We start from the raw sequence: 22,655 nt of genomic DNA, 5'->3' as shown, positions 1-22,655 counted from the left end.
GTTGCTTAAATGCAACCCAAGTCGATGTTTGTTGGATGAAATCACAGATTTTACACAGTCTGGGTAAAAAGGCGATTTTTTAGTCAGTGCTGGCAGTGCCAGCAGCGGGCGTTTTTTAATCAATAACATCACGGTGATATTTTGCCAGCGTCAGCTTTTGACGGATGTCTTTCACTATGTTGCGGACATGGGCTTGTGAGGAAGGTGAAGCGGAACACTCAACATGTTGGGTGAATTCAACTGGCTTCTTCGCAGCGGCAGGCGCGGTAACAACGGTTTCAGGTTGTCCATATAATTTTCCCTCCCGTGCCCGTTTCATCATCGCCAGCAGCCAGCCGACCGGATTGCCGATTTTCCCTGCCTGTAACGCCTTATCCAGACAATTCAGCACGGTCTGTGCCTGTTCAGCAGGCAACGCCTGCAGCTGGCTGTTCAGCATCGTCACCGCTTCCGGCTCCAGTTGTCGGCAAAGTCCTTCTGGCAGAAAAATAGCAGACTGCGGGTCTGCTACGTATGTTTTTTTATTCACACGCTGTGTGAAAGAACGTACATAACGGTTCGGTTTAACGGGATCACTATAACGCGTTGATTTAAGACTGAGTTCGGATACCGAATTCAGCACAGTGTGTTCCTTTTGCTGACTCAGTTCGGTTTCCGAACCCGGCTTTATATGACTGAGTTCGGTTAGCTGTTTTCCTTGTTGAAAGTTCTGGCGCATCACCCTTTGCTGCGGGGTCTGCACGGCATTCAGCCGTTCTTCCAGCAAACGGATATGGCTGTGACGATGGCGCATCAGCGGATCGTCTTTGATATCGGTCAGGACATCCCAGGCAGTCTGACTGATGGTGCGGTTTTTACTGCGACAGGCTTCCGCCACCGTATCCAGCCAGTGGGGATCGAGAATTTCAGCATCACGGCAGGTCAGCGGCTCATCGTGCTGCGCATAGATATTGCCCCGCACCCGTCCGTGTTCATCCCGGATACGCTTGCACAAACTCAGCCAGCCGGTGATTCGCAGCATCAGTAATACCCGGCTGACCGTTTCACGGGAGGCTTTACCTTTATAAGGCGAGGCCAGCAGTACCTGCAATTCGTCATAACTGGGGAAAACCGCCCCTTCATTTTGCTGCGCGTACAGGCGGATCATCATCCAGCCCGTTTTATCCAGCGGCGACAAACGATCATCCAGCAACAGACGGCGGGGATAGGCATCATGAATGTTGCCCATAAACAGCAGACCACTGCGCAGTTGTGAAACGTCATCGTCTGCGCGTTGTGCCAGACGCACTTTCATTTTGGCAACAGTGTGTGCAATTATGCTGTCTGCGGACAGGTTTATCATGATCCCTCTTCTCCGGCGTTAACCTGTAAAAATAATGTCAGGGCTGCACCCTGTAGCAAAGACAAGGTGCAGAATGACACGACTTCAATATTTACGATTTACGAATTTCATTGTTGTAGCGTTCATGGTGCATCAGTTCCCACGACTGCCCGTTATCGCGGCTTAACAGCCGCCAGAACAGCCCCACATTGATTTTCAGATACCCGGTGCCTTTTTCTTTCAGCCGGCTGTAATTGCGTTCGCCCCGCTGGTAGCACCTCACCTGATGTTGTGCCTTGCGGCGAAATGACAGCGGTGCCGTCAAGGGGACATGCAGGCCGGGCATCATTTCCGTTAATTTTCCTGACATCGTTTCCTTCATTCCCTGTTTTATGCCTGTTTTTTTACCGGCATCGCTTTACCACTCTGCTGCCAGTCCTTCACCGCACGCCAGACGGACGTCAGCGAGACCGCATGGTGTTCAGCCATCTCCATCATGAGATCCAGCCCTTCGGCACTGTCCGCATCGGCAATCGTTGCCGCCTGCCAGCGCTGCCACAGGTCACGATTTTCATCTTCCGTCAGTGGCGAGCCACGCCCCGGCCGGACTGCCATGCCAGCAATGCGTCGCCGGGCGGCGATTTCCAGACTGGACAGGCCAAAAAAATAGTGCATCAGTTCAATAGAGCCGCCTAATTCCAGTGCCCGGTCAATCCGTTTCATCCGCTGCTGCTCGATACGCGCCTGATGTAAGATGCGCACCAGATTGGCGTGATGAATATGAACGCTCAGCACCGACACCGGGCTGTTGCCTAAGTAATGCAAATCTTCAATCGTCAGGCGCTGCAACATCAGCATCTCTGAGGGTGCCAGACCCAATGCCTCACAACGGCGGATATAGCCGTTCTTCAAATCCATCACCAGCTGCATCAGCAGGCTGTTGGTGGCTTGCGATAAATGATTCATACACTTCCTCCACTATCAGGCCAGTCAAAACGCAATGAATGAACAACACACTGAAAAGCAGGCACCCCGCACCGACATCGCTATATCGTCAACGTCCCCGGTACAATTTCACGCTGAAGCTCACGCAAACGACGGATAACCCGGATAAGCCGCAGAAACTTCACGGACTGGGTATCATCCAGCAGAGGCGATTCTTCCCGCCTGGCGGTGCCAAGCAGAACAGCCGTCAGTGTCAGTTCACTGCTGTCAGCCGTGGTTTCTCCGGTCAGGGCGTGCAATAAACGCGAAAAAGGATGGGCATTTTGCGGATTCACCAGACTAAACCCCGCCGAACTCGCCTCCGATTCCGACAACAAATCGCTGTCACAGCCCATCACTTCCGCCAGTTCAAACGCCAGCCGGAATGCCATGTTTTGCAGGTGTTCAATATCATCCTGCATCGGGGAAATTTCCCAGACCGAACTGACCGGCTCCAGCCCAGTTTGAGAAAAATGCAGACATTCCATCTCAGGGATAGGCAGAACAGATTCAGGCTGGTTATCGGGCTGATAAGGCGGAATAACCGGATTTTTTCGGGGAGACGTGGCAGGCGTTTGTGCTTTATCGACCGGAGCGTGTTCTGGTTCAGGTGCCTGCACCTCATCAGTGGCAGGTTGAGAAATTATTCGTTGATTCGATTCCCTGTTTTGCACTCGAACCTGCGCCGTGTTATCCGTCTCAGATTTTTCCGGCACCGACATACTCTCAAACGCCGTAGCCTGCTTGCCAAAGAGCTGCCGGCGGTTACTTTCCTTCGGATCTAATTCCAGTACCCAGCGGTCATAATTGAGCAGCGGGTGTGGCAGTGCCTGCAATAAATCGCCAATCAGCTCATCCCGGAACATCTCCGGTGACCAGGATTCAGGGGAATCAAACTTGCGGCAGCAGTTACCAAAGACTTCATCAAAGGTGACGGTCGGTTCCGGGTTTATACTGGTCACATGCTGTTGCCAGACCGCCTCGGCATCCAGCCGCAAGGCCAGTAAAGGCCTTACCTGTGACGAACCCAGCCCGGATTCCAGCAGATTAGGTATCCACGGGTACAGGTATTTCACAGTATGCTCCATCCGGCTGATGTGACCATCGCTGACAGGGAAACCCGCCTGACGCAACAGCGCTGACAATTCCCGCAGGGAGATTTTTTTCTGTTGCTGCGCTTCATAAATTGCCCTTGCCTTGCGGATACCCTGCGCTTTTTCAATAAAGCTGAGTTCACCCCGCAGCTCGTTTTCCGCCAGATGCCCGATCACACACTGTAATCGCCCCGGCCACGGTTTAAACAGGCAGTGAATGCGGTAAAAACGTTCATCGCCAGTCTCCTGCCACAGCTCGGACAGAATCTGGTAACGCGTATTCCCGCCATCACTGAAGATGTAGGCCTCGTCACCGTCCGGATCGCGGGTGACTTTCGGCACTGTATCCAGTCCACGAACTTTGATTGACGCCTTGATATCGTCATAGCGCGGGTTGCGACTGGTGCGGGGGTTATCCGGATTGGGGCGTAGCTGATCTAATGTCAATACCATTGGCATTTCCGCCATCGGCGGGCTGTCATTGCGAGTAGCCCCGGCCTGTCGTCCCTGCTGTAACAAAGCATGGCCTAAATTCAACGTATTGCGTCCCATCCTTTACCTCCCGCCGCTGTCGATGTCAGAAAAACGCGTATACCGGCCGTCAAACCGCACACGTACCGTGCCTGTCGGTCCCTGACGCTGCTTACCGATAATGATCTCTGCAATCCCAGCGTCCGGTGTTTCCGGGTGGTAGACTTCATCGCGGTAAAGATGAAGAATGAGATCGGCATCCTGCTCCAGCGAACCGGAATCCCGCAGGTCGCCGTTGTTCGGACGTTTATCGGCGCGGCCTTCCACCTGCCGGTTCAGCTGGGACAGCGCCAGTATTGGACAACCCAGTTCTTTGCCCAACGCTTTCAGACTGCGGGAGATATCGGCAATTTCCTGAGTGCGATTTTCCTGCCCGGGGGCACACATCAACTGGAGGTAATCCACCATAATCAAAGCAGGTTTGCCGTATTGGCGGGTATAACGGCGGGCCCGGGCGCGCAACAGCGCGGGGGTCTGGTGACTGCAATCATCGATAATCAATCGTTGATCCCATTGAGCAAACTGATCCAGACTCTGGCTGATGCGTCCCCACTGTTCGTCGTCCAGCAGGCCACTGCGCAGCGCGGTTAATACCACGCCACCTTCCATGGCAGACAGACGCATCATCAGTTGTGAAGCCGGCATTTCCAGGCTGAAAATCTGTACCACCGCATCGTCTTGATGTCGCAACGCACCGAGACAACAGGCCAGCCCCAGTGCCGTTTTCCCCATGGAAGGACGGGCGGCCAGCAGAATAAGGTCGCCCGCCTGTAAGCCACAGGTCATTTCATCCAGCGCCTGAAATCCTGTGGGGGTGCCAGTGATCCCATTGCTGCCCTGTATGCGCTCCAGATGGGAAATCAGGGCATCCGCCCCTTGCAGCAGGGTGACGGCCTGATGTTGCCGGGTTGTGCCTTTTTCCGCCAGATTAAACAGCTGACTTTCTGCCTGCTCAATCAGGGTTTCTGACTGGATATTAGGCTGGAAGACTTCCGCACTGAGGGATTTACCCAGTGCCAGTAACTGACGTAACCGGCTTTTTTCCGCCACAATGCGGGCATATTCTTCAATATTGGCCGCACTGGGCGTGTTTTTGCATACTTCCGCGACATAGGCAAAACCGCCGGCGCTGTCTATTTGTCCCCGCTGTGTCAGCCTGTCGGTCAGGGTTATCAGGTCAAACGGACAGTTTTTTTCGCTCAGTTCAGTAATAGCCTGATAGATTATTCGGTGCGCCGGGAAGAAAAAATCGTCGGCAACCAGCAGCTGAACAATGCTGTCCCAGCGATCATTTTCCAGTACCAGTCCGCCAATCACCCCCACCTCGGCATAAGCGTAGCTGGGTTCCGCTTCACTGATGGCCTGTAAAACCTCATGATCCAGATTCATTTCCTGCCTCCTTGCTGACATTATTCAGTGCCCTCACTAACCGTTGTTGCAGATATGGAGAAGAAACCCAGAACAAGACTTCTTTTGCGGTTAAATACTGCGGCTTGCCATTTTCCCAGCCACACTCCAGCAGGGCCAAATCATCTGGTGTACCGGGCATCAGTGACAGCTCGCGCAATTCGTCTTCATGACGGGGACTGAAATGCTCGACTTTCTCAGGCGACACTTCCCAGATAATGGGTAATAATGTCTGGAATTTCGCCAGTGCCGCTTTACGATCCGGCGCATCGACAAACACAAACCATTCATCCTGTGTATCCGTAAAGGGTAATTCTGCATTGTCATAACAAAAACAGACGGCTCGCCAGATAACATTCATTGCGCGTTCCCCGTCGGTTGGTTGACCAGCACGGCATCAAATTTCGCTTGCCATTCAGGGAACAGTTCACAGGCCAGGTTGTGTATGGTCTGGGCGGCGGCGGGACTTTTGCGGGGAGTTTTATACTCAAGACGATGAACGGGCTGGGCACGAACATGCCCCAGTTTGTAGATATCCAGCAGATCTATTCGGGTGTTCAGCAACTGATAAACACACCTGCCGCCCAGCGCGGACGCATCATACCGTTGCTGTTCGATAATATCGGTCAGTTCATTGAGCGTGTCGCGATCTAAATTAGTGCCTTCAATCCCATTGGCCAGTATCTGGATCAGCGGAAGCTGAATGCCGTAGTTTTCAAATGACTTAAGGCGGGTCAGCATCCGCAGCGTGCCGCGCAGGAACTCCCGCACATCCGGCAAAATCGGTTTAATTATTCCCAGCACATGGTGTGTGGCGGCCAACACCACCAGTTCTGTCATTACCCCGGTTGCGCCTTTGGAGTCGATAATAATGACATCGTATTGCTGAAAAAGTGGATGTTGCAAAATATTGCGCAGACGAAGACGCCCGTCAGGGGCGTGCAGCATCGCCGTCGGCAGGAGTTCATCGGGATCATTGGAGACAATGATATCGAGGTTGTTGATCACTGAGCGGGAAATAAACTGGTCTGGCTGATTCAGATCCACCGTCTGCATCAACAATTCATACAGCCCCGCGGGGGCTTCATATTCCAGGTTAAAAATACTGCTGGATGTGGGTTGCGAATAATCGCCATCAATCAGGAGAGTGCGTAAACCGGCATCGGCCAAGAATCCGGCCAGATTCGCCGCATGGGTGGATTTACCTTCGCCACCTTTGGGGGAAATTATCGGAAGAATTATCATGTTGTACACTCAGTAATTTGAGCATACAAACTAAGTACAAAATCAACTGGTTACATTTTATTAACTTAGCAGGGGATTGAAAATCCCCGTGTCGGTGGTTCGATTCCGCCTCCGGGCACCACTTCAACTTCCAGTGAAGTCCAGCCCAGTCAAACAATTTCTCTCAAATCCAGCAAAATCAACACTCTTATCTATTTCTACGTCTAGTTTCGTCTGTTGCAATCAAGATGCAGCGAAGGGCATAATTCGGGGCACTTACCGTTCGATGACAGGAATGCCCTTAATAATGAAACTAAACGCACGACAAATCGAAACTGCAAAGCCCAAAGAAAAAACCTACAAACTTGCCGATGGTGGTGGCCTCTATTTAGAAGTCACTGCTCGCGGCTCAAAATACTGGCGTATGAAGTATTACCGCCCCACCGATAAGAAAGAAGACCGTCTGGCATTTGGTGTTTATCCCGCCGTATCATTAGCCGATGCCCGCGCTAAACGCGATGAAGCCAAAAAGTTGATGGCACAAGGCATTGATCCCAAAGCTGAGAAAAAAGGCACGGCTTTTCCAGCTAACGCTACACACACCTTTGAACATATCGCACGGGAATGGCACACCAGTAACAAACGCTGGAGCGACCGCCACCGCCAAACCGTGCTGCGCAGCCTTGAACAGTACATTTTCCCGCAGATTGGAAAACTCAACATTACCACGCTAAGAACCAGCCAGCTTTTAGCCCCCATCAAAATGATTGATGATGCAGGTAAACACAATATCGCCCAGCGATTGCAACAACGTGTTACCGCTATCATGCGCTATGCCGTCCAGAATGATATCCTCGAATCCAGTCCTGCCAGTGATATGGCTGGCGCACTTTCTACCGTAAAATCACGCCATCACCCTGCCCTGCCTCATGAAGATTTACCGGATTTCCTGAACCGATTGTCTGTTTATCGCGGGCGCCTGCTGACCAAAATCGCGGTAGAACTGGCACTGCTGACATTTGTCCGTTCCAGTGAACTGAGGTTTGCCCGCTGGCAGGAAATCGACCTTGAAAACGCCGTGTGGAAAATTCCCGCCACAAGGCAACCGATTAAAGGCGTTCGCTTTTCTGAACGCGGCATGAAAATGAAAACCGATCACATTGTCCCGTTGAGTCGTCAGGCTGTCCGACTTATCAACGCGTTACAGGCACTGAGTGGCAACAGCGAAGTCATGTTCCCCAGCGATCATAATTCCGCGAAAGTTATGAGTGAAAACACGGTTAATAAGGCATTACGGGCGATGGGCTACGACACCCAGACCGAAGTCTGCGGACACGGCTTCCGCACAATGGCACGCGGGGCAATGGGGGAATCCGGCCTGTGGAGCGATGACGCCATTGAGCGCCAGCTCAGCCATATCGAACGCAACAACGTTAGGGCGGCGTATATTCACACCTCCAAACATCTGGATGAACGGAGGCTGATGGTGCAGTGGTGGGCGGATTATCTGGATGCGAACCGGGAAAAGTCAATCACACCCTATGATTTCGCCAAACCACTGCGCGACAGAAAAAACCGCTAGTACAATTTGCAACCCATTAATTCTCATCGGGAGAAAAACAATTAACGCTGTTCATTAAGTCTTGCTTTTTGGAATAATCCGCCTGTCATCAAACAACGTCCACGATGAGCGCTCAGGGACTCGGTAACAGGAGAATTAACATGACAATGACAGCATTGAAAGTAAGCCTGATCCGCCTGCCGGAAGTGCAACGCAGAACAGGTTACAGCAAGGCGTGGATCTACAAACTGATTAGCGACGGAGCATTCCCAAAACAGGTCAAAATCGGTCCACGTTCCGTAGCCTTTATTGAATCGGAAATTGATAACTGGATTGCCCAGCGTATTGCTGAATCACGAGCGGCATGACACAGAAAAGCATATGACATAAGAAACGTAACAGAAAACACAACGCCCCGCAGTGCGACCAACACTGCGAGGCGTCTAACCAATAACCATTCGTAAGGTAAAAATGATGGCTGATACACAGCATACCCAAACTCGCCCTGAATTTACAGTTCAAAAAACAACTGGCAACCAAAAACCCCTTGATCTGATCCAGACCGTAAAAACCTCTGCCATGTATTCCTGGGCAAATCTGCTGCCTGCGTGTGGTATTGATATTCCGGCAAAGGGTAAACATGGTGCTTGCCCTATTTGCGGTGGTACTGACCGTTTCCACTTTATTGACGATCATCATCATGGCAACTGGCATTGCCGTCAGTGTGACGCCCCAAACTATGGCGATGGGCTGGATTTAGTGGCAAAAACTAAAGGAATTTCCATCATTGAAGCAGCTAAAGTGGTTGCAGATGCGCTAGCACTACCTTTGCCCGAACCCAAGCCCGCCAAAGAAACCTATTATCCAACACCACCGATTGCCGAAAAAGTGGCGGCACTGATGGCGCAAACTGTTGCCGGGCAATCGCCCTATCTGACTGCAAAGGGTCTGCAACACCTTGATCAGCGGCTACTGTTTGATAATTCGACAGTGCTGGTACTGACAGCACTGGATAAAAAAGTCACCGGTGCGCAGATCATTAAACCCAATGGCGAGAAAAAATTCCTTCCCGGCAGCCAGAAAAAAGGCGCGTTTATTGCCGTATCAGCACTGGAAGCGTTCCCCGACGCGGTGATCATTACCGAAGGTTACGCCACAGCACTCACGGTTAGCCAGCTCTATAAAGGTACTGTTCTGGCAGCATCAGATGCAGGTAATTTGTATTCTGTCGCTAAAGCGATTCGGGAACGTTGGTCAGACACAAAAATTATTATTGCCGCAGATAATGACTGGCATAGCCCCGGCGAACGGGATAAGCACGGCAAATCCAAAGTGAATGTCGGCAAGCTCTCAGCAGAAAAAGCGGCGCTGGCGGTGAATGGTTGGGTTACGTTACCACCGACAGAGCATAAAGCCGATTGGGACGATTATCGCCAGCAATATGGCATTGTGGCAGCAAAGCAGGCATTTTGTGAGGGCTTATTTCAGGTAAGGGAACCGATGAACAGTGACGCAATAGAAATCTGTCGTTATGGCAATGTTGAAAGCATTTACCCTAATCGTAAAACAAAATTACCGTTATCAATCGGCTCAGAAGGCTTTGATGCCCAGCTAGACTACGTGGTTAAAGGTATTATTCCAGCACATTCCTTATGCAGCATTTACGGAGCTAGCGGGTCATATAAAAGTTTTCTGGCAGGCGCATGGGGTTGTCATATTGCCACGGGTAAGCTATGGGCAGGGAAACAGGTTGCTCAGGGTTCTGTGCTGTACGTTGTCGGCGAAGGCGGGATTGGTGTGCCCCGGCGCATCAAAGCATGGGAAATCGTTAATGGTCAGACGGTTAAAAATATGTATCTGATCAATACGCCTGTCTTTCCGGCCTCGCCTGCCGAAGTGCATGAACTGGTGGTCGCAGCCCAGCAGGTTGAATCTGAAACAGGCGAACCGGTACGCCTGATTATTCTGGATACTCTCGCTCGCTGTTTTGGCGGCGCTGATGAAAATGATTCAAAAGATATGGGCGCGTTTGTCCGGGGCTGTGATGAACTGAAAGCTAAAACAGGAGCAAGCATTCTCGTGGTTCACCATTCCGGCAAGGATGAAAGCAAAGGCGCAAGAGGTTCCAGTGCCTTTCGTGCGGCGCTGGATGTTGAATATCGGATCAACCGGGAAGGGAAAAAGGGCAGTGCGCTGGTTATCACCTGCACCAAAATGAAAGATGCCGAAGAACCGGAAACCAAAGCTTATGACATGCGCGTAGTTGAACTTTTTACCGATAAAGACGGTGAGGATATTACCTCACTGGTTCTGGTTGACAAGCCACGTGATCCGGTTGAGGAGGAAGAAATTGAACATATCCCCAATAAAACAGATAACCACACGGCATTATGGCAATGTATCCGGTCGCGCACAGCCCTGAAAGAACCTTGTTCTGTTGCCCTTATACGTGATGATTTAAAATCTATGGGCGTGAATGTGAAGAATTTCAGCCGCTGGTTGACCAAGTTAGAACATGATGGACTCATTACCCGCAGCGGGCAGGAATTCAGCATTGTTAACCAGAATAATGAAGATTAAAAAGTGAGTCATAAAGTGAGGAGCGGTGAGGAGAGGGATTTTACTGCTCACCGTTTTCCTCACTTTTTTCTCATATATACAAGAAAAGTGAGGAGCACAAAACACATTGATTTTTAAGGATAAAAAATTATCGATTGCTCACCTGTTTTCACAGTGAGGAAAATAAAAAGTGAGGAGAAAAATGAGGAGCAGGTGAGGAAATATTTTTTCTGGCAGGTATTTTTCTAGCTCTCCGTGCTGCCGGGTTAATGTATTAGCCCGGTAGCACGGAGAAGACAAGCGCAGCGCGTCAGTTGAAGCCGAACTTAGGGCTGGCTGGGCCATCAGTCTGTCTTCTCTGGCAGATGATGATACAAAGGGGATTACTGAAATAAAAATAATCCTTTATTCAACACGCCGGGGAACAGGCTAATGCACCTTGTTCCATTCAGAAAAACAGACATCAATATCGTTCAATCTTCCACTTACTTAAAATAAATTTAATTTATATTTTTAAATTTTAACCCCTTGTCAATGATATATACATTTATGTTTTTATTGAATTTTATTTAATTTCAGACGAATACACCAAATAATAGCATTAATGAGTTTATTAAAAGTTAATTAATTATCATTTAGTCATAGTAGGCAGTTAAACCTACTGAATATTTTAATTCTCATTCTATATACATAAATTTTATTGAATACATCTGTACTGCTAATTGATAATGCCCAATCTGCAACCACTGCATGACGTAATATTTTTAGTTTGCAAGATAGTCACATACGCAATACGGAAAAAAGAATAAATGAGCACTGAGTCGCCGAATTTTTCCCCGGAACTGGATACCGGACTGATTTGTCTGGCCATGTTGGCCAGGTTTCACAACATAGCCATCTCAATCGAACAACTTTCACATGAATTCTCTGCCGCTAATCAAGGTGTGACCCAGCAGGAGCTGCTGCTGGCTGCACGGAAATCGGGGCTGAAAGCCAAGGCTGTGCGCACCACACCTGCCAGACTTGAACACACACCATTACCTGCTATTGCTATTGACCGGGAGGGGAAGTTTTTCATTTTAGCCAAAGTCGATCAGGAACAAGCGTTGATTCAGGATCCGCGTTCAGCTCGCGCTGAAGTTATCAGCTTCGAGGGACTTGAGCAACGTTGGACTGGGCAACTGATACTCGTGCGCTCTGGAAATAGTGTATCTGGTGAATCTTCACGTTTTGATTTCACCTGGTTTATCCCGGCTATCGTCAAATACCGCAAGTTGCTGGGCGAAGTTTTGTTGGGATCTTTTGCCTTGCAGTTGTTTGCCTTGGTGACACCGTTGTTCTTTCAGGTGGTCATGGACAAAGTGCTGGTACACCACGGCCTGACGACATTGGATGTTGTCGCGGCAGGGCTGTTAGGCATTATGCTGTTTGAGTCGGCCTTGAGTGGTCTGCGTAGCTATGTGTTTGCGCATACGACCAGCCGGATTGATGTAGAGTTGGGGTCAGGTCTGTTTCGGCATTTAATCAATTTACCACTGGCGTACTTTCAAGCCAGGCGCGTCGGTGACTCTGTTGCACGTGTACGCGAACTGGAAAACATTCGTAGTTTCCTCACCGGCAATGCCATTACGCTGATGATTGATGTCTTTTTTTCCTTAGTCTTTATTTTGGTCATGCTCTTTTACAGTGGCTGGCTGACCCTCATTGTGTTGGTGTCCTTGCCGCTCTATGCCCTGGTTTCGGCTTTAATAACCCCGCTTTTGCGTAAGCGGTTACAGGACAGCTTCACACGCAACGCTGAAAATCAGGCATTTCTTGTTGAAACAGTAAACGGCATTGATACCCTGAAATCAATGTCGGTTGAACCGCAAATCATCCGTAAATGGGATAACCAGATGGCGGCTTATGTGGCAGCGGGTTTCAAAACCCAGACTTTATCGACGCTCGCTAACGAAAGTGTTTCGCTTATCGGCAAACTTGTCACGGTTGCTACCCTCTGGCTGGGTGCCCGCCTTGTGATAGAAGGGCAACTATCGGTGGGAGAACTGATCGCATTTAATATGCTGGCTGGCCGTGTCAGCGGTCCTATTATGCGTCTGGCTCAGCTATGGACCAGCTTCCAGCAAACCGGCGTCTCGGTGCAGCGTCTGGGAGACATCCTCAATTCCCATACTGAATTGTCTCAGTCTACACGCAGTACAGTACCGCCGCTTAAAGGGCAGGTTACATTCGAACAGGTGCATTTTCGCTATCGTCCCGATGGCTCTGAGGTGCTGAGTGGCGTCAACCTGAGCATGGGTGCCGGAGAAATTATTGGTGTGGTTGGCCGTTCAGGCTCAGGCAAAAGTACCCTGACTCGCCTGTTGCAGCGGCTCTATGTACCGGAGCGCGGGCGGGTACTGGTCGATGGCATGGATTTGGCATTGTCTGATGTTTCCTCGTTGCGCCGGCAGATTGGCGTCGTGTTGCAGGACAATATGCTATTTAACCGCAGCATTCGTGAAAATATTGCCTTGAGCGACCCGGGGACGCCACTCGAAGTGGTTATGCATGCTGCAAAAATGGCAGGAGCCCATGAGTTCATCCTTGAGCTGCCGGAAGGTTACGACACGATAGTGGGTGAACACGGTGCGTCACTTTCGGGCGGTCAACGGCAACGGGTGGCTATTGCCCGCGCTTTGATCGGTGATCCCCGTATTTTGATTTTCGACGAAGCGACCAGTGCATTGGATTACGAATCTGAACGGGTGGTTCAGCAGAACATGCAGAGCATTTGCAAAGGACGTACGGTCATTATTATCGCCCATCGATTGTCAGCAGTGCGCAACGCTCATCGTATCATTGTGATGGAGCGCGGGCAGATAGTTGAACAGGGTGCCCATGCTGAGTTACTGGCGCGTCAGGATGGTCACTATTCACGACTGTACCAAATGCAGCAAGGCTGAAGGCTTCGTCGATGATACTGGCTAATAACGTTACCAGAAGCAGACGTGATCAAGACAAATACACCCCGACTCAAGGAAAATAATTTCGTATGAGTGCCACTCTTTCTTTATTGCAGCGCTATCGCAGCATATGGCGTCAGGCCTGGCGCCAGCGTAAAAACATGGATACGCCGCCGCGTCTTCCTCATGAATTACAGTTTTTACCAACGGCGTTGGAGTTGCAGGAAACGCCGATTCACCCAGCACCAAGGATTTTCATCTGGAGCATCATGGGCTTCGCTTTATTGGCAGTGCTCTGGGCCTGCATCGGTAAAATCGAGGTGGTAGCGGTCGCACCGGGCAAGGTCGTTCCCAATGGCAAAACCAAGCTGATTCAACCCAGCGAAACGGCGGTAGTCAGAGCGATCCATGTCAATGACGGTCAGGCGGTGAAAGTGGGTGAGTTGTTGATCGAACTCGACCCGACGGCGGCGAATGCTGATGTCAGCCGGATCCAGAGCGAGTTACTGGCCGCCCGTATCGATAGTGCACGTAGCACAGCCATGCTTGATGCGATCAATCAACAACAGCCGCCGGCGTCGCTGGCAGGAACGATTTCCAACGCCAACCCAGATCAGGTGCTCAGTGCCCAGAGTTGGCTTCAAGGGCAATATCAGGAATACCGTAGCAATCTGGAGTTGGTGGATGCAGAGATCCGTCAACGCAGCGCCGAAATCCAGTCTGCCCAGGCCCAGGTAACCAGCCTGCAAAAAACGTTGCCGATCGCTACGCGATTGGCCGAGGACTACCAACGGTTATTGACGAAACAGTATGTGTCGCGACATGCGTATCTGGAAAAAGAGCAAGCCCGGCTGGATCTGCAACGTCAGTTAAGCGTGCAGCAGGCCAGTGTCTTGCAGAACACCGCTGCCCAAGAAGAGGCACGGCGTCGGCGTGAAGCGGTTGTTGCGCAAAATCGCCGCGCCATGCTCGACTTACAGCAGGAAGCCAACCAGAAAGCGGCGATCCTGAATCAGGAACTGGCAAAAGCCCTCCATCAGGAAAACCTGACCAGCCTCAAGGCACCGGTGGCCGGCACCGTTCAACAACTGGCTATCCATACCGTCGGTGGTGTGGTGACACCGGCTCAGCCGCTAATGGTCATCGTCCCCGCAAACCAACCGATAGAAGTGGAAGCCATGCTGGAAAACAAGGATGTGGGGTTCGTACATATTGGTCAATCGGTCACCGTTAAAGTGGAAACCTTTAATTTCACCAAGTACGGCACCGTTGACGGTGAAGTGCTGAGCGTGTCGAACGATGCCATTGAAGATGAAAAGCGTGGGCTTATTTATAGCACCCGTATTCGTCTGAAGTCGGATCACTTGCTGGTCAATGGACAGCGAGTTGCGTTGTCTCCGGGCATGTCGATCACGGCAGAAATAAAAACCGATCAGCGTCGGGTGATTGATTACTTCTTAAGCCCGCTGCGACAGCATATTGATGAAAGTTTGAGGGAGCGATAAAAACCGAAGGCGCATGAGGTGCTTTATGTCGGACTCAGCGCGTTATTTTTACCGTTTTCCTGAGGAGGGATAAGTGATTATTGAGACTTTTTGTCATCTTACTCTATTGGGAGCAACAAAATGAAGGTATTACCTCGGCACTGGGGCTATCTCCTTATCTTTTTAGTTTGTGGCTGGTTAATCCTCTTTTTTTTAGGCTTTACCGGACTGGTGCGTTGTAACGGGTTCGTCTCGGGGTTAAGCGGTTGCCATCAGTATGCAGAAGCAATACACAAACCCATTGATGTCACCAAGGCCGGTCAATCAGTGACTTTTGATTTTGAAATTCCTCAGGAGGGGGGGTATCAGTTTGCTTTGCTGTTTGATAAAGGGAATGACTATGACGAAATGTTAAGACGACTTCGATTATTTGGGAGTAAATTTTACGGAAGTATTGATGATGACGGCGTAATAACTCCAGTTTCACTCCATCTCGTTAAAGATGAAAAGATTTTTTTTGACGAGAAAATAAATGCAGGAGGAAATGATGGAGGGCTGGGTTTCTATTATGAAGAAAAATCTGTAAATGCGGCCATACGGAATATTAAGTCATTTTCATTACCCCCAGGACATTACTTTGCGGTTATTACTACTCTGGAAAATGTCCCTGCATTTGATGGCATTGAGAGTTTTGTACTGTTCACTTATTACGATCCGAAGATTTGATTTATGCAGGAAAAAAACAAAGAGAAATAACAACTAGAGGAAATAATAAGTATGGAAAAGAAATACTCTGTAACCTATAAAGTTGCTCCGAGGGGGGCTGAGTATGTTTATCAGGAAAATAAGGGAAAGAACAAAGCGGGAGATGTACATCCTTCATCCGCCGGTCATATGTGGTATGTGATAAATGACGGGAACGGAAATGAACAAAGTTACGGTTTTGAGTCAGAGCTTGGTGAACCGTGGGGCAAAGGGCGGGTCACGCGGCATGATAATGTCGCCTATAAACAAACGGTGTATGAAGTTTCCGTCGCGTTGACTGAGACTCAGGGCAAGAGGTTAATCGACTTTTCAGAAAATCCGGATAAAGTTGGGGGATTCAGGAAAGCAGAATACCATGTTGTGACCAACAGTTGCGTCGATTTCGTGTTTTTTTCATTAACATCTATTGGATACAATACGCATGGCATGCAAGGAAATCTGGTTCCCGTGAATAACATTATTCCTTTGAATAATATGTTAAAATTTAATGGGGCTGAAATCATTAGTAACCATCTGGTTCGTGATGGTCAATATTATGAGTATCATGACGCAAGAGATGTCACGAAAACGTTATGGTTGACCCCAGATGAGGGTAAGCGTGTTCCGGGACCGTCCACCAACTTGATTAATATTGATATCAATTCCTCTCCACAGCCCCAAAAACATATTCTGGGAGAAAACCAAGCTCGGCAAGATGTTGCCAACGGTTATATCCAAAATGCGGCGACACACAAAATATCTGTCATCGGGGATATTCTCAATAAAACAGACTTCACTTCAACCCAGATGGCTGGTCTTGCCACCGGAGGCATTCGTCCTGGTGAAATGCAGCTTGACCCCAATGTTCGGCCTAATACCTATCTGTCTGATTTCTATAAACCTTTTTACCAACCTGGTGATACCAGCAGGCTGAACTTCGACCTGCGTAACGCCGCCACGTTGAACGGTCTATCAGCGATGACAACGTTCAACACATATGTTGACCCGCTGCTATTGGATCTGAGCGGTAATGGCGTACACATGACTGATATCCGTGACGGCGTATTGTTCGACATGGATAACAGCGGAACACTCAAGCGTACCGGCTGGATAGGTAGTAACACCGGAATACTGGTGATTGATGATGGGAGTGGGCAAATAAAAAATGCCAGTCAAATGTTCTCCGAATACTACAGTGGCAAAACCGGAATTAATGGTGCCGCTGGCGAGAAGAAATTCAAGGATGGTTTCGGAGCTTTAGCCAGTGAAGATGCCAATAAAGATGGAATGATTGATGAGCACGATCCGATCTGGAGCCAATTACGGGTTTGGATTGATGGTTCACATGATGCGAAAGTCGATGCGGGCGAGCTAAAGACACTGGCTGAACTGGGTATTACTCAGATTAACGTTCGCTCCTCAGATAAAGCCGAAGTACGTGATGGGAATAAAGTTGTAGCTAGTGGGTCTTTTACTATCAATGGGGAAACCCGTGAAATGCTGGCGGTTGATTTCCTCGGTGATCCCGTCAGCAATATCCTCAGTACCCAAGGATCTGGCTTGCACTTGACTTCGAGCCACAACAATATCACAACCACAGCTTACGCCAGCCAGAGTGAAACCAGTGAAACTCTGAATACAGAGCAACTGGGTGTGAGCAATCTGTATGGTGGCAGCAGTAATGATACCCTGATTGCAGCAAAAACCGGCAGCTGGTTGGTTGGGGGAGAAGGAAGCAATACTTATATTGGCGGTGCTGGTGATGACGTTTTTGTTATCAGCGCTTCTGACGATACGAAAAACATTCATGGCAATGGGGGATATGATACAGCGCTCATTGTTGGCAACAAAGGCGTCGAGCTGAACATGGCTGAGGCTGGTTTAACTGTTGCCCAGGGTGGCGGGGGCAGTGATGTCATCAGAAGTGGTGGTGCCAACGGTGTCTTTATTAAAGGCGGCTCCGGTGATTCTGTTCTGGTCGGCGGAATGGGTAACGACGTTTTGGTCGGCGGCAGCGGCCATAACACCATCATTGGTGGCAGTGGCAAGTCGGTTATCTATGCGGGACCCCAGGGCGACATAATCTACGCCTCCAAAGGAGGCAGCATCATTCATGCCGGTGGCGGAGACGATACGATTTTTGGCGGTGTAAGTGACGACGTTATCGAAGTGGGCCACGGTAATGCCACAATTGATGGCGATGGGGGGGTTAACATCGTTACCCTGCACGGCAACCACGGCGACTACCAAATCACCCGTACCGACAACGGATATGTCGTGACCGACAAGGTCGCCGGGCGTGATGGCACAGTGACGCTGAAAAATATCCAAAAACTTAATTTCGCAGATATTTCGGCGGTGGATTTACAAATCCCCAATGCGATGCCTGTTGAGGATGTCCTCACCCACGACAAGGACGGCAAAGCCTTTTCTCGTACCCAGCCTCATCTGATTTCCGCAGAGAGCCTGCTGGCCAATGATCAACACCTCAACAGCCAGGGTGCCCTGCGCATTGCCAATGTCGGGGATGCGATAGGCGGTACGGTCAGTCTCACCGCCCAGGGCGATGTCTTGTTTACGCCGGATGCCGATTACACTGGCGTAATTAGCTTCAAATATGGTGTAACTGATGCAGCCGGTAATCCTTCAGCCTCGGTAGTAGATCTGAGCAGCGGGGAAACCGCACCAATGCGTGCCGTTGCTACCTTACTGACGCCGGAAGTCCCGCTCGATCCACTGGCTGCCCAGCAATGGTATCTGAGCGATGCCAACATCTTACCGGTTTGGAAAGACTATACCGGCAAAGGCGTGCGTATCGGTCAGTTCGAACCGGGCGGCAAGTTCGCCACCGGGCCAGAAATCTTTGATATCGCTCATCCCGATCTTGCCGCGAATGTTGACAAAGCCTGGCTGCAAACTCAACAGGCCAATGGCACCTTGCCAAACGTGGTTTCCAATCATGCGACGATGGTGGCGGGTGTAATGGTTGCCACGAAGAATGATATTGGTGGCGTAGGGGTTGCCCATGACGCTACATTGGGTGGCTATTATCTGGCTAATGATGGAGCCGACCTTGCGGGACTGGGGCATATGGTCAGTTTTGACATTGCTAACAATAGCTGGGGATTCACTAACGATTTCGCGCTCAGTAATTTTCAGGATGGTTCCGTCAATACCGCTGCATCGCTGAGCCTGAATGCCCAGTACGCAGCGGCTAATGGCCGTGGCGGATTGGGTACCGTCATCGTGGCGGCGGGTGGTAACAATCGAGAAGCCGGCGGCAATGCCCAAGGGTCACTGACCAGTAACAACCGTTTTTCTGTACAAGTTGGTGCGATTAACGCACAAGGTGACTTATCAACCTTGCAGATTGGTTCTTCACCCTTCTCGAATCCGGGTGCCAGTCTGCTGGTTTCAGCGCCAGGCAGCAATGTGGTATCAACCAGCCATATGCTGAAAACTGACCGTGGCTCGACCTTCGGCAATGACTACACCAGTATGCAAGGCACCAGCTTTGCCGCACCGATCGTCTCTGGCATTGTTGCACTGATGCTTGAGGCTAACCCTAACCTGGGCTATCGTGACGTGCAGCAGATCCTTGCGCTATCTGCTCGCAAGGTCAATGACCCATCCACCGAATGGAGCGACAATAGCGCCCATCACTGGAACGGCGGCGGCATGCACACCAGTAATGATTATGGATTTGGCGCCGTCGATGCACGAGCCGCTGTTCGCCTGGCCGAGTCCTGGATGACGCAAAGCACGGCAGCCAACGAGTATGTTTATAGCGCATCCAGCGGTGCGCTTGGCAAAACCCTGGCTGCGGGTGAAACACTGACATCCTCCATTGCAATGAATGCCGGTCTGAATATCGAACATATCGAAATTGATTTTGACGCCGAAGTGGGTCGTCTTGGCGATTTGACGCTCAAACTGATCTCTCCTGATGGCACTCAAAGTATATTACTCAATCGTCAGGGCAAGGTTCCAGATGGCCTGCCGGGCGCGAGTGCGGATGATATGGGTAGCAGCCAGTCGGGAACGTTCAAGTACAGCTTTATGTCGACCCATGATTTTGGTGAAAACTCAGCGGGTAACTGGACACTACAAGTCACCAGTGCAAATGCGGGCCTGCCAGCCACACTCAATGCCTGGTCACTCCGTTTGTACGGCAGCAAGAGTACACCGGATAATACTTACTTTTACACCGACGAATATATCCAGTCGGTGGTCGGGCAAGCCAACCGTGCGGTACTGGATGATGCAGTTAATGGCGTGGCGGGTGGGCGTAATACCCTCAATGCGGCGGCGGTTTCACGCGATACCTCGGTCAACTTGCAAACCGGTGTTGCCAGCATTGGCGGTGCCGCGTTAACTATCAAGGATCCGTCAGGCATTCATAACATTGTCACCGGTGATGGCAACGATACGCTGGTTGCAGGTAATACTGATGCCTTGCTAGATGGCGGGCGTGGAAACAACACGCTAATTGGCGGTGCGGGTAAGGACTTCTTTGTAGTTCACCGCCGTGAAGCTGGCAGCGATATTATCAGTAATTTCGAGGCCGCCCGTGGCGAAATCATCGATCTGGTCGGATTTCGTGGAAAAACCTTTGCTGACTTGCTAATAACTCAACAGGGGGATGATGTTAAGGTTGATCTGGGTAATAACCAGAATATTACCCTGAAAAATCAGCAAATCACTGGAATTAGTGCTGAGAATTTCAAATTCCAAGATTCCTTTATCGCGCCAATGACCTACACCAGTAGTGACACCTCAACGCACCAACCACAAGAAGGCCTGGGAACAGTTATCCTTAATGGCGGAGGCAATAGAGTCTTGTTCAGTACTGATGCTCAGGGTCAGATGAAATTTAGCCTGGATGGGACTATTTATAGCCATGATAGTGCAACATCAGACGTTTTCGTTGTAGCAGCCCAACCAGGTGCTAGCAATTACAGAAACGCATTACGTGGATTCCGCCACGGTATCGATAAGATCGATCTGCGTCAAGTTGGCGTCACTGACTTTAGTCAACTTTCTATCACTAAAAGCAATCGTGGTACGATCAATGGGTTGTCACAAATTCATGGTGTTAACGTCACGTTTAATGGGGCAAACGGCGCTGACTCAAAAGTGGAACTGCTTTATCTCGATACTCTGGATGTTTCACAGCTCGATGCAGCCGATTTCATTTTTGCGGAACATGCACCAGACTTGGTACCCACGGTCAAACCAGTCGTGCCGCAATCTCCTGATACATCAACTATTACAGTGCCGGATCCATTGACGCCGAGCATACCTTCTATTGATATTGATCAGAAGCCAATTACAATTCCTGATTGGAAACCGATTACTATTCCACCTATTGACTGGGAATCAATTATGATTCCTCTTGTTGAACGTAAACCGATTACTATTCCGAAAATTGATCCAGTAGTAGAGCCTACACCAATCATCACTGACCCCAATGCCATTACGGTCAAAAAGACATTCGCCGAGGTTACGTTGGGAGATGAAAGTAAAACGATCATTGTAGAAGCCCACGGTAACAAAGTTGTCGCCGGAAATGGTGACAATAAGGTTAATGTAACGGGAAGTAGTTCCGATATCACTCTAGGTAATGGTAACAATACCGTTATTGGTGATGTTAAAAAGCTAATCGTCGGAAATGGCGATAACAATATCGAATCCAGCAGTACTATGCCGACGATCAAAGTAGGTGATGGTAACAACACCATTACTGGCAATGTCGATAAACTCGCTGCTGGACATGGTGATAATAAGATCAATGTGACAGGGCATAGAGCTGATATCACGCTAGGTGATGGTAATAACATTATTACTGGTAATGTCGACGAACTAGTAGCCGGGGGTGGTGATAATAAAATCAATGTAACAGGACGAGATGCCGATATCACGTTAGGTGATGGTAATAACATCATTACCGGCAATGTTGATAAACTAGTCGCCGGGGGTGGTGATAATAAAATCAATCCAACAGGACGAGATGCCGATATCACGCTAGGTGATGGTAATAACATCATTACCGGCAATGTTAATAAACTAATAGCCGGTAATGGCGATAACAATATCGAGTCCAGTAGTACTATGGCTAAAATAGAAGTAGGAAGTGGTAATAACCATATCGTTGCTAACGGTACTATGTCGAAGGTAAAAGTTGGTGATGGTAATAACAATATTTTGACCAGTGGTACTATGTCGACTGTAGAAGTCGGACATGGATCCAATAAGTTAGAATTTAACGGTGATATGGGCAATTTGGTGTTAGGAAAGGATATTAGTCTTGATAATCTGAGATTCCAGCATGCTGGGCAAGATTTACAGATTTCGGTCATTGGTAGCAAACAGGAAGTAACACTGCATAATTGGTATGCCAGTTCTCCTGAACGACCAGCAAGCATTATGGTCGGTGATGGCCACCGCTTGATGGATAGTGAGGTTGAACACCTTGTTCAGGCCATGGCTGCATTTGCACCATCAGCTCCTGCAACCACAATGTTCAGCGATGTTGAGCAACAACGGCTGCAACCTGTACTGGCTGCCAACTGGCATTAAATGTAATGGGTAATAGCGCCCGCGATAATCATCGCGGGCATCTTACTGGCTGGTAAAAATTGTGTTGTTCTACCTTAAACAAACATTTGACTCGCTTTAATCTAATAGATAATGTATGGAGCTGTAACTAAAACGATCCTATCGCCTGCGAGGATCAGCATTAAGCGGCGAATGAAAACTCCTGTAGCCTGCAAGGGAGAGCAAGCATTGCGGTACATCTGC

At 49.6% G+C, this 22,655-nt stretch carries 14 protein-coding genes; 7 read left to right on the top strand and 7 right to left on the bottom strand.

Annotation, left to right across the window (positions count from 1 at the left end; translation table 11 throughout):
* Positions 1 to 115 precede the first annotated feature (115 nt).
* From AAC147_RS19390 to AAC147_RS19360, 7 genes are all read right to left on the bottom strand, one after another.
* Complete coding sequence (locus AAC147_RS19390; RefSeq protein WP_081989100.1) at positions 116 to 1,342, bottom strand: STY4528 family pathogenicity island replication protein; 1,227 nt, start codon at positions 1,340 to 1,342, stop codon at positions 116 to 118.
* A 91-nt stretch (positions 1,343 to 1,433) separates the two neighbouring features.
* The gene (locus tag AAC147_RS19385) at positions 1,434 to 1,691 is read right to left on the bottom strand and encodes a ParE family toxin-like protein (RefSeq protein ID WP_047683990.1); all 258 of its coding nucleotides are present in this window, start codon (positions 1,689 to 1,691) and stop codon (positions 1,434 to 1,436) included.
* Positions 1,692 to 1,711: 20 nt separating this feature from the next.
* Positions 1,712 to 2,287: a DUF2857 domain-containing protein gene (locus AAC147_RS19380; protein ID WP_047683987.1), complete on the bottom strand. Its 576-nt coding sequence runs from the start codon at positions 2,285 to 2,287 to the stop codon at positions 1,712 to 1,714.
* 80 nt (positions 2,288 to 2,367) lie between these two features.
* The gene (locus AAC147_RS19375) at positions 2,368 to 3,951 is read right to left on the bottom strand and encodes a ParB family protein (protein WP_047683984.1); all 1,584 of its coding nucleotides are present in this window, start codon (positions 3,949 to 3,951) and stop codon (positions 2,368 to 2,370) included.
* A 3-nt stretch (positions 3,952 to 3,954) separates the two neighbouring features.
* Complete coding sequence (gene dnaB-PI, locus AAC147_RS19370; RefSeq protein WP_052189667.1) at positions 3,955 to 5,319, bottom strand: SPI-7-type island replicative DNA helicase; 1,365 nt, start codon at positions 5,317 to 5,319, stop codon at positions 3,955 to 3,957.
* Positions 5,303 to 5,698 carry a hypothetical protein gene (locus tag AAC147_RS19365; protein WP_047683981.1) on the bottom strand — a complete coding sequence of 132 codons (396 nt, stop codon included), beginning with the start codon at positions 5,696 to 5,698 and terminating at the stop codon, positions 5,303 to 5,305. The genes dnaB-PI and AAC147_RS19365 overlap by 17 nt, the downstream gene beginning before the upstream one ends.
* A complete protein-coding gene (locus AAC147_RS19360) occupies positions 5,695 to 6,582 on the bottom strand; it encodes a ParA family protein (RefSeq protein ID WP_047683978.1) in 888 nt (295 codons plus the stop codon). Before AAC147_RS19360 ends, AAC147_RS19365 begins: the two co-directional genes overlap by 4 nt.
* A gap of 286 nt (positions 6,583 to 6,868) precedes the next feature.
* Here AAC147_RS19360 and AAC147_RS19355 point away from each other — a divergent pair, with 286 nt between their 5' ends.
* From AAC147_RS19355 to AAC147_RS19325, 7 genes are all read left to right on the top strand, one after another.
* Positions 6,869 to 8,143: a tyrosine-type recombinase/integrase gene (locus AAC147_RS19355; RefSeq protein WP_047683975.1), complete on the top strand. Its 1,275-nt coding sequence runs from the start codon at positions 6,869 to 6,871 to the stop codon at positions 8,141 to 8,143.
* A 140-nt stretch (positions 8,144 to 8,283) separates the two neighbouring features.
* Positions 8,284 to 8,490 (top strand): helix-turn-helix transcriptional regulator, encoded by a 207-nt coding sequence (locus AAC147_RS19350; protein WP_047683973.1) that lies wholly within the window; start codon positions 8,284 to 8,286, stop codon positions 8,488 to 8,490.
* A 106-nt stretch (positions 8,491 to 8,596) separates the two neighbouring features.
* A complete protein-coding gene (locus AAC147_RS19345) occupies positions 8,597 to 10,702 on the top strand; it encodes an AAA family ATPase (RefSeq protein WP_081989098.1) in 2,106 nt (701 codons plus the stop codon).
* 788 nt (positions 10,703 to 11,490) lie between these two features.
* On the top strand, positions 11,491 to 13,626 hold the full coding sequence (locus AAC147_RS19340) for a type I secretion system permease/ATPase (RefSeq protein WP_047683970.1): 2,136 nt from the start codon (positions 11,491 to 11,493) through the stop codon (positions 13,624 to 13,626).
* A gap of 89 nt (positions 13,627 to 13,715) precedes the next feature.
* Positions 13,716 to 15,131, top strand: coding sequence for an HlyD family type I secretion periplasmic adaptor subunit (locus tag AAC147_RS19335; protein ID WP_047683967.1), 1,416 nt, complete (start codon positions 13,716 to 13,718; stop codon positions 15,129 to 15,131).
* A 120-nt stretch (positions 15,132 to 15,251) separates the two neighbouring features.
* On the top strand, positions 15,252 to 15,836 hold the full coding sequence (locus AAC147_RS19330; RefSeq protein ID WP_047683964.1) for a DUF5625 family protein: 585 nt from the start codon (positions 15,252 to 15,254) through the stop codon (positions 15,834 to 15,836).
* 51 nt (positions 15,837 to 15,887) lie between these two features.
* A complete protein-coding gene (locus tag AAC147_RS19325; RefSeq protein WP_047683961.1) occupies positions 15,888 to 22,433 on the top strand; it encodes a S8 family serine peptidase in 6,546 nt (2,181 codons plus the stop codon).
* Positions 22,434 to 22,655: the final 222 nt, after the last annotated feature.

This window comes from Xenorhabdus sp. NBAII XenSa04 (assembly GCF_963866145.1).
Classification (GTDB): domain Bacteria; phylum Pseudomonadota; class Gammaproteobacteria; order Enterobacterales; family Enterobacteriaceae; genus Xenorhabdus; species Xenorhabdus indica.
The sequence above is the reverse complement of the archived record's forward strand: the minus strand, read 5'-3'. Positions and strand labels throughout refer to the sequence as shown.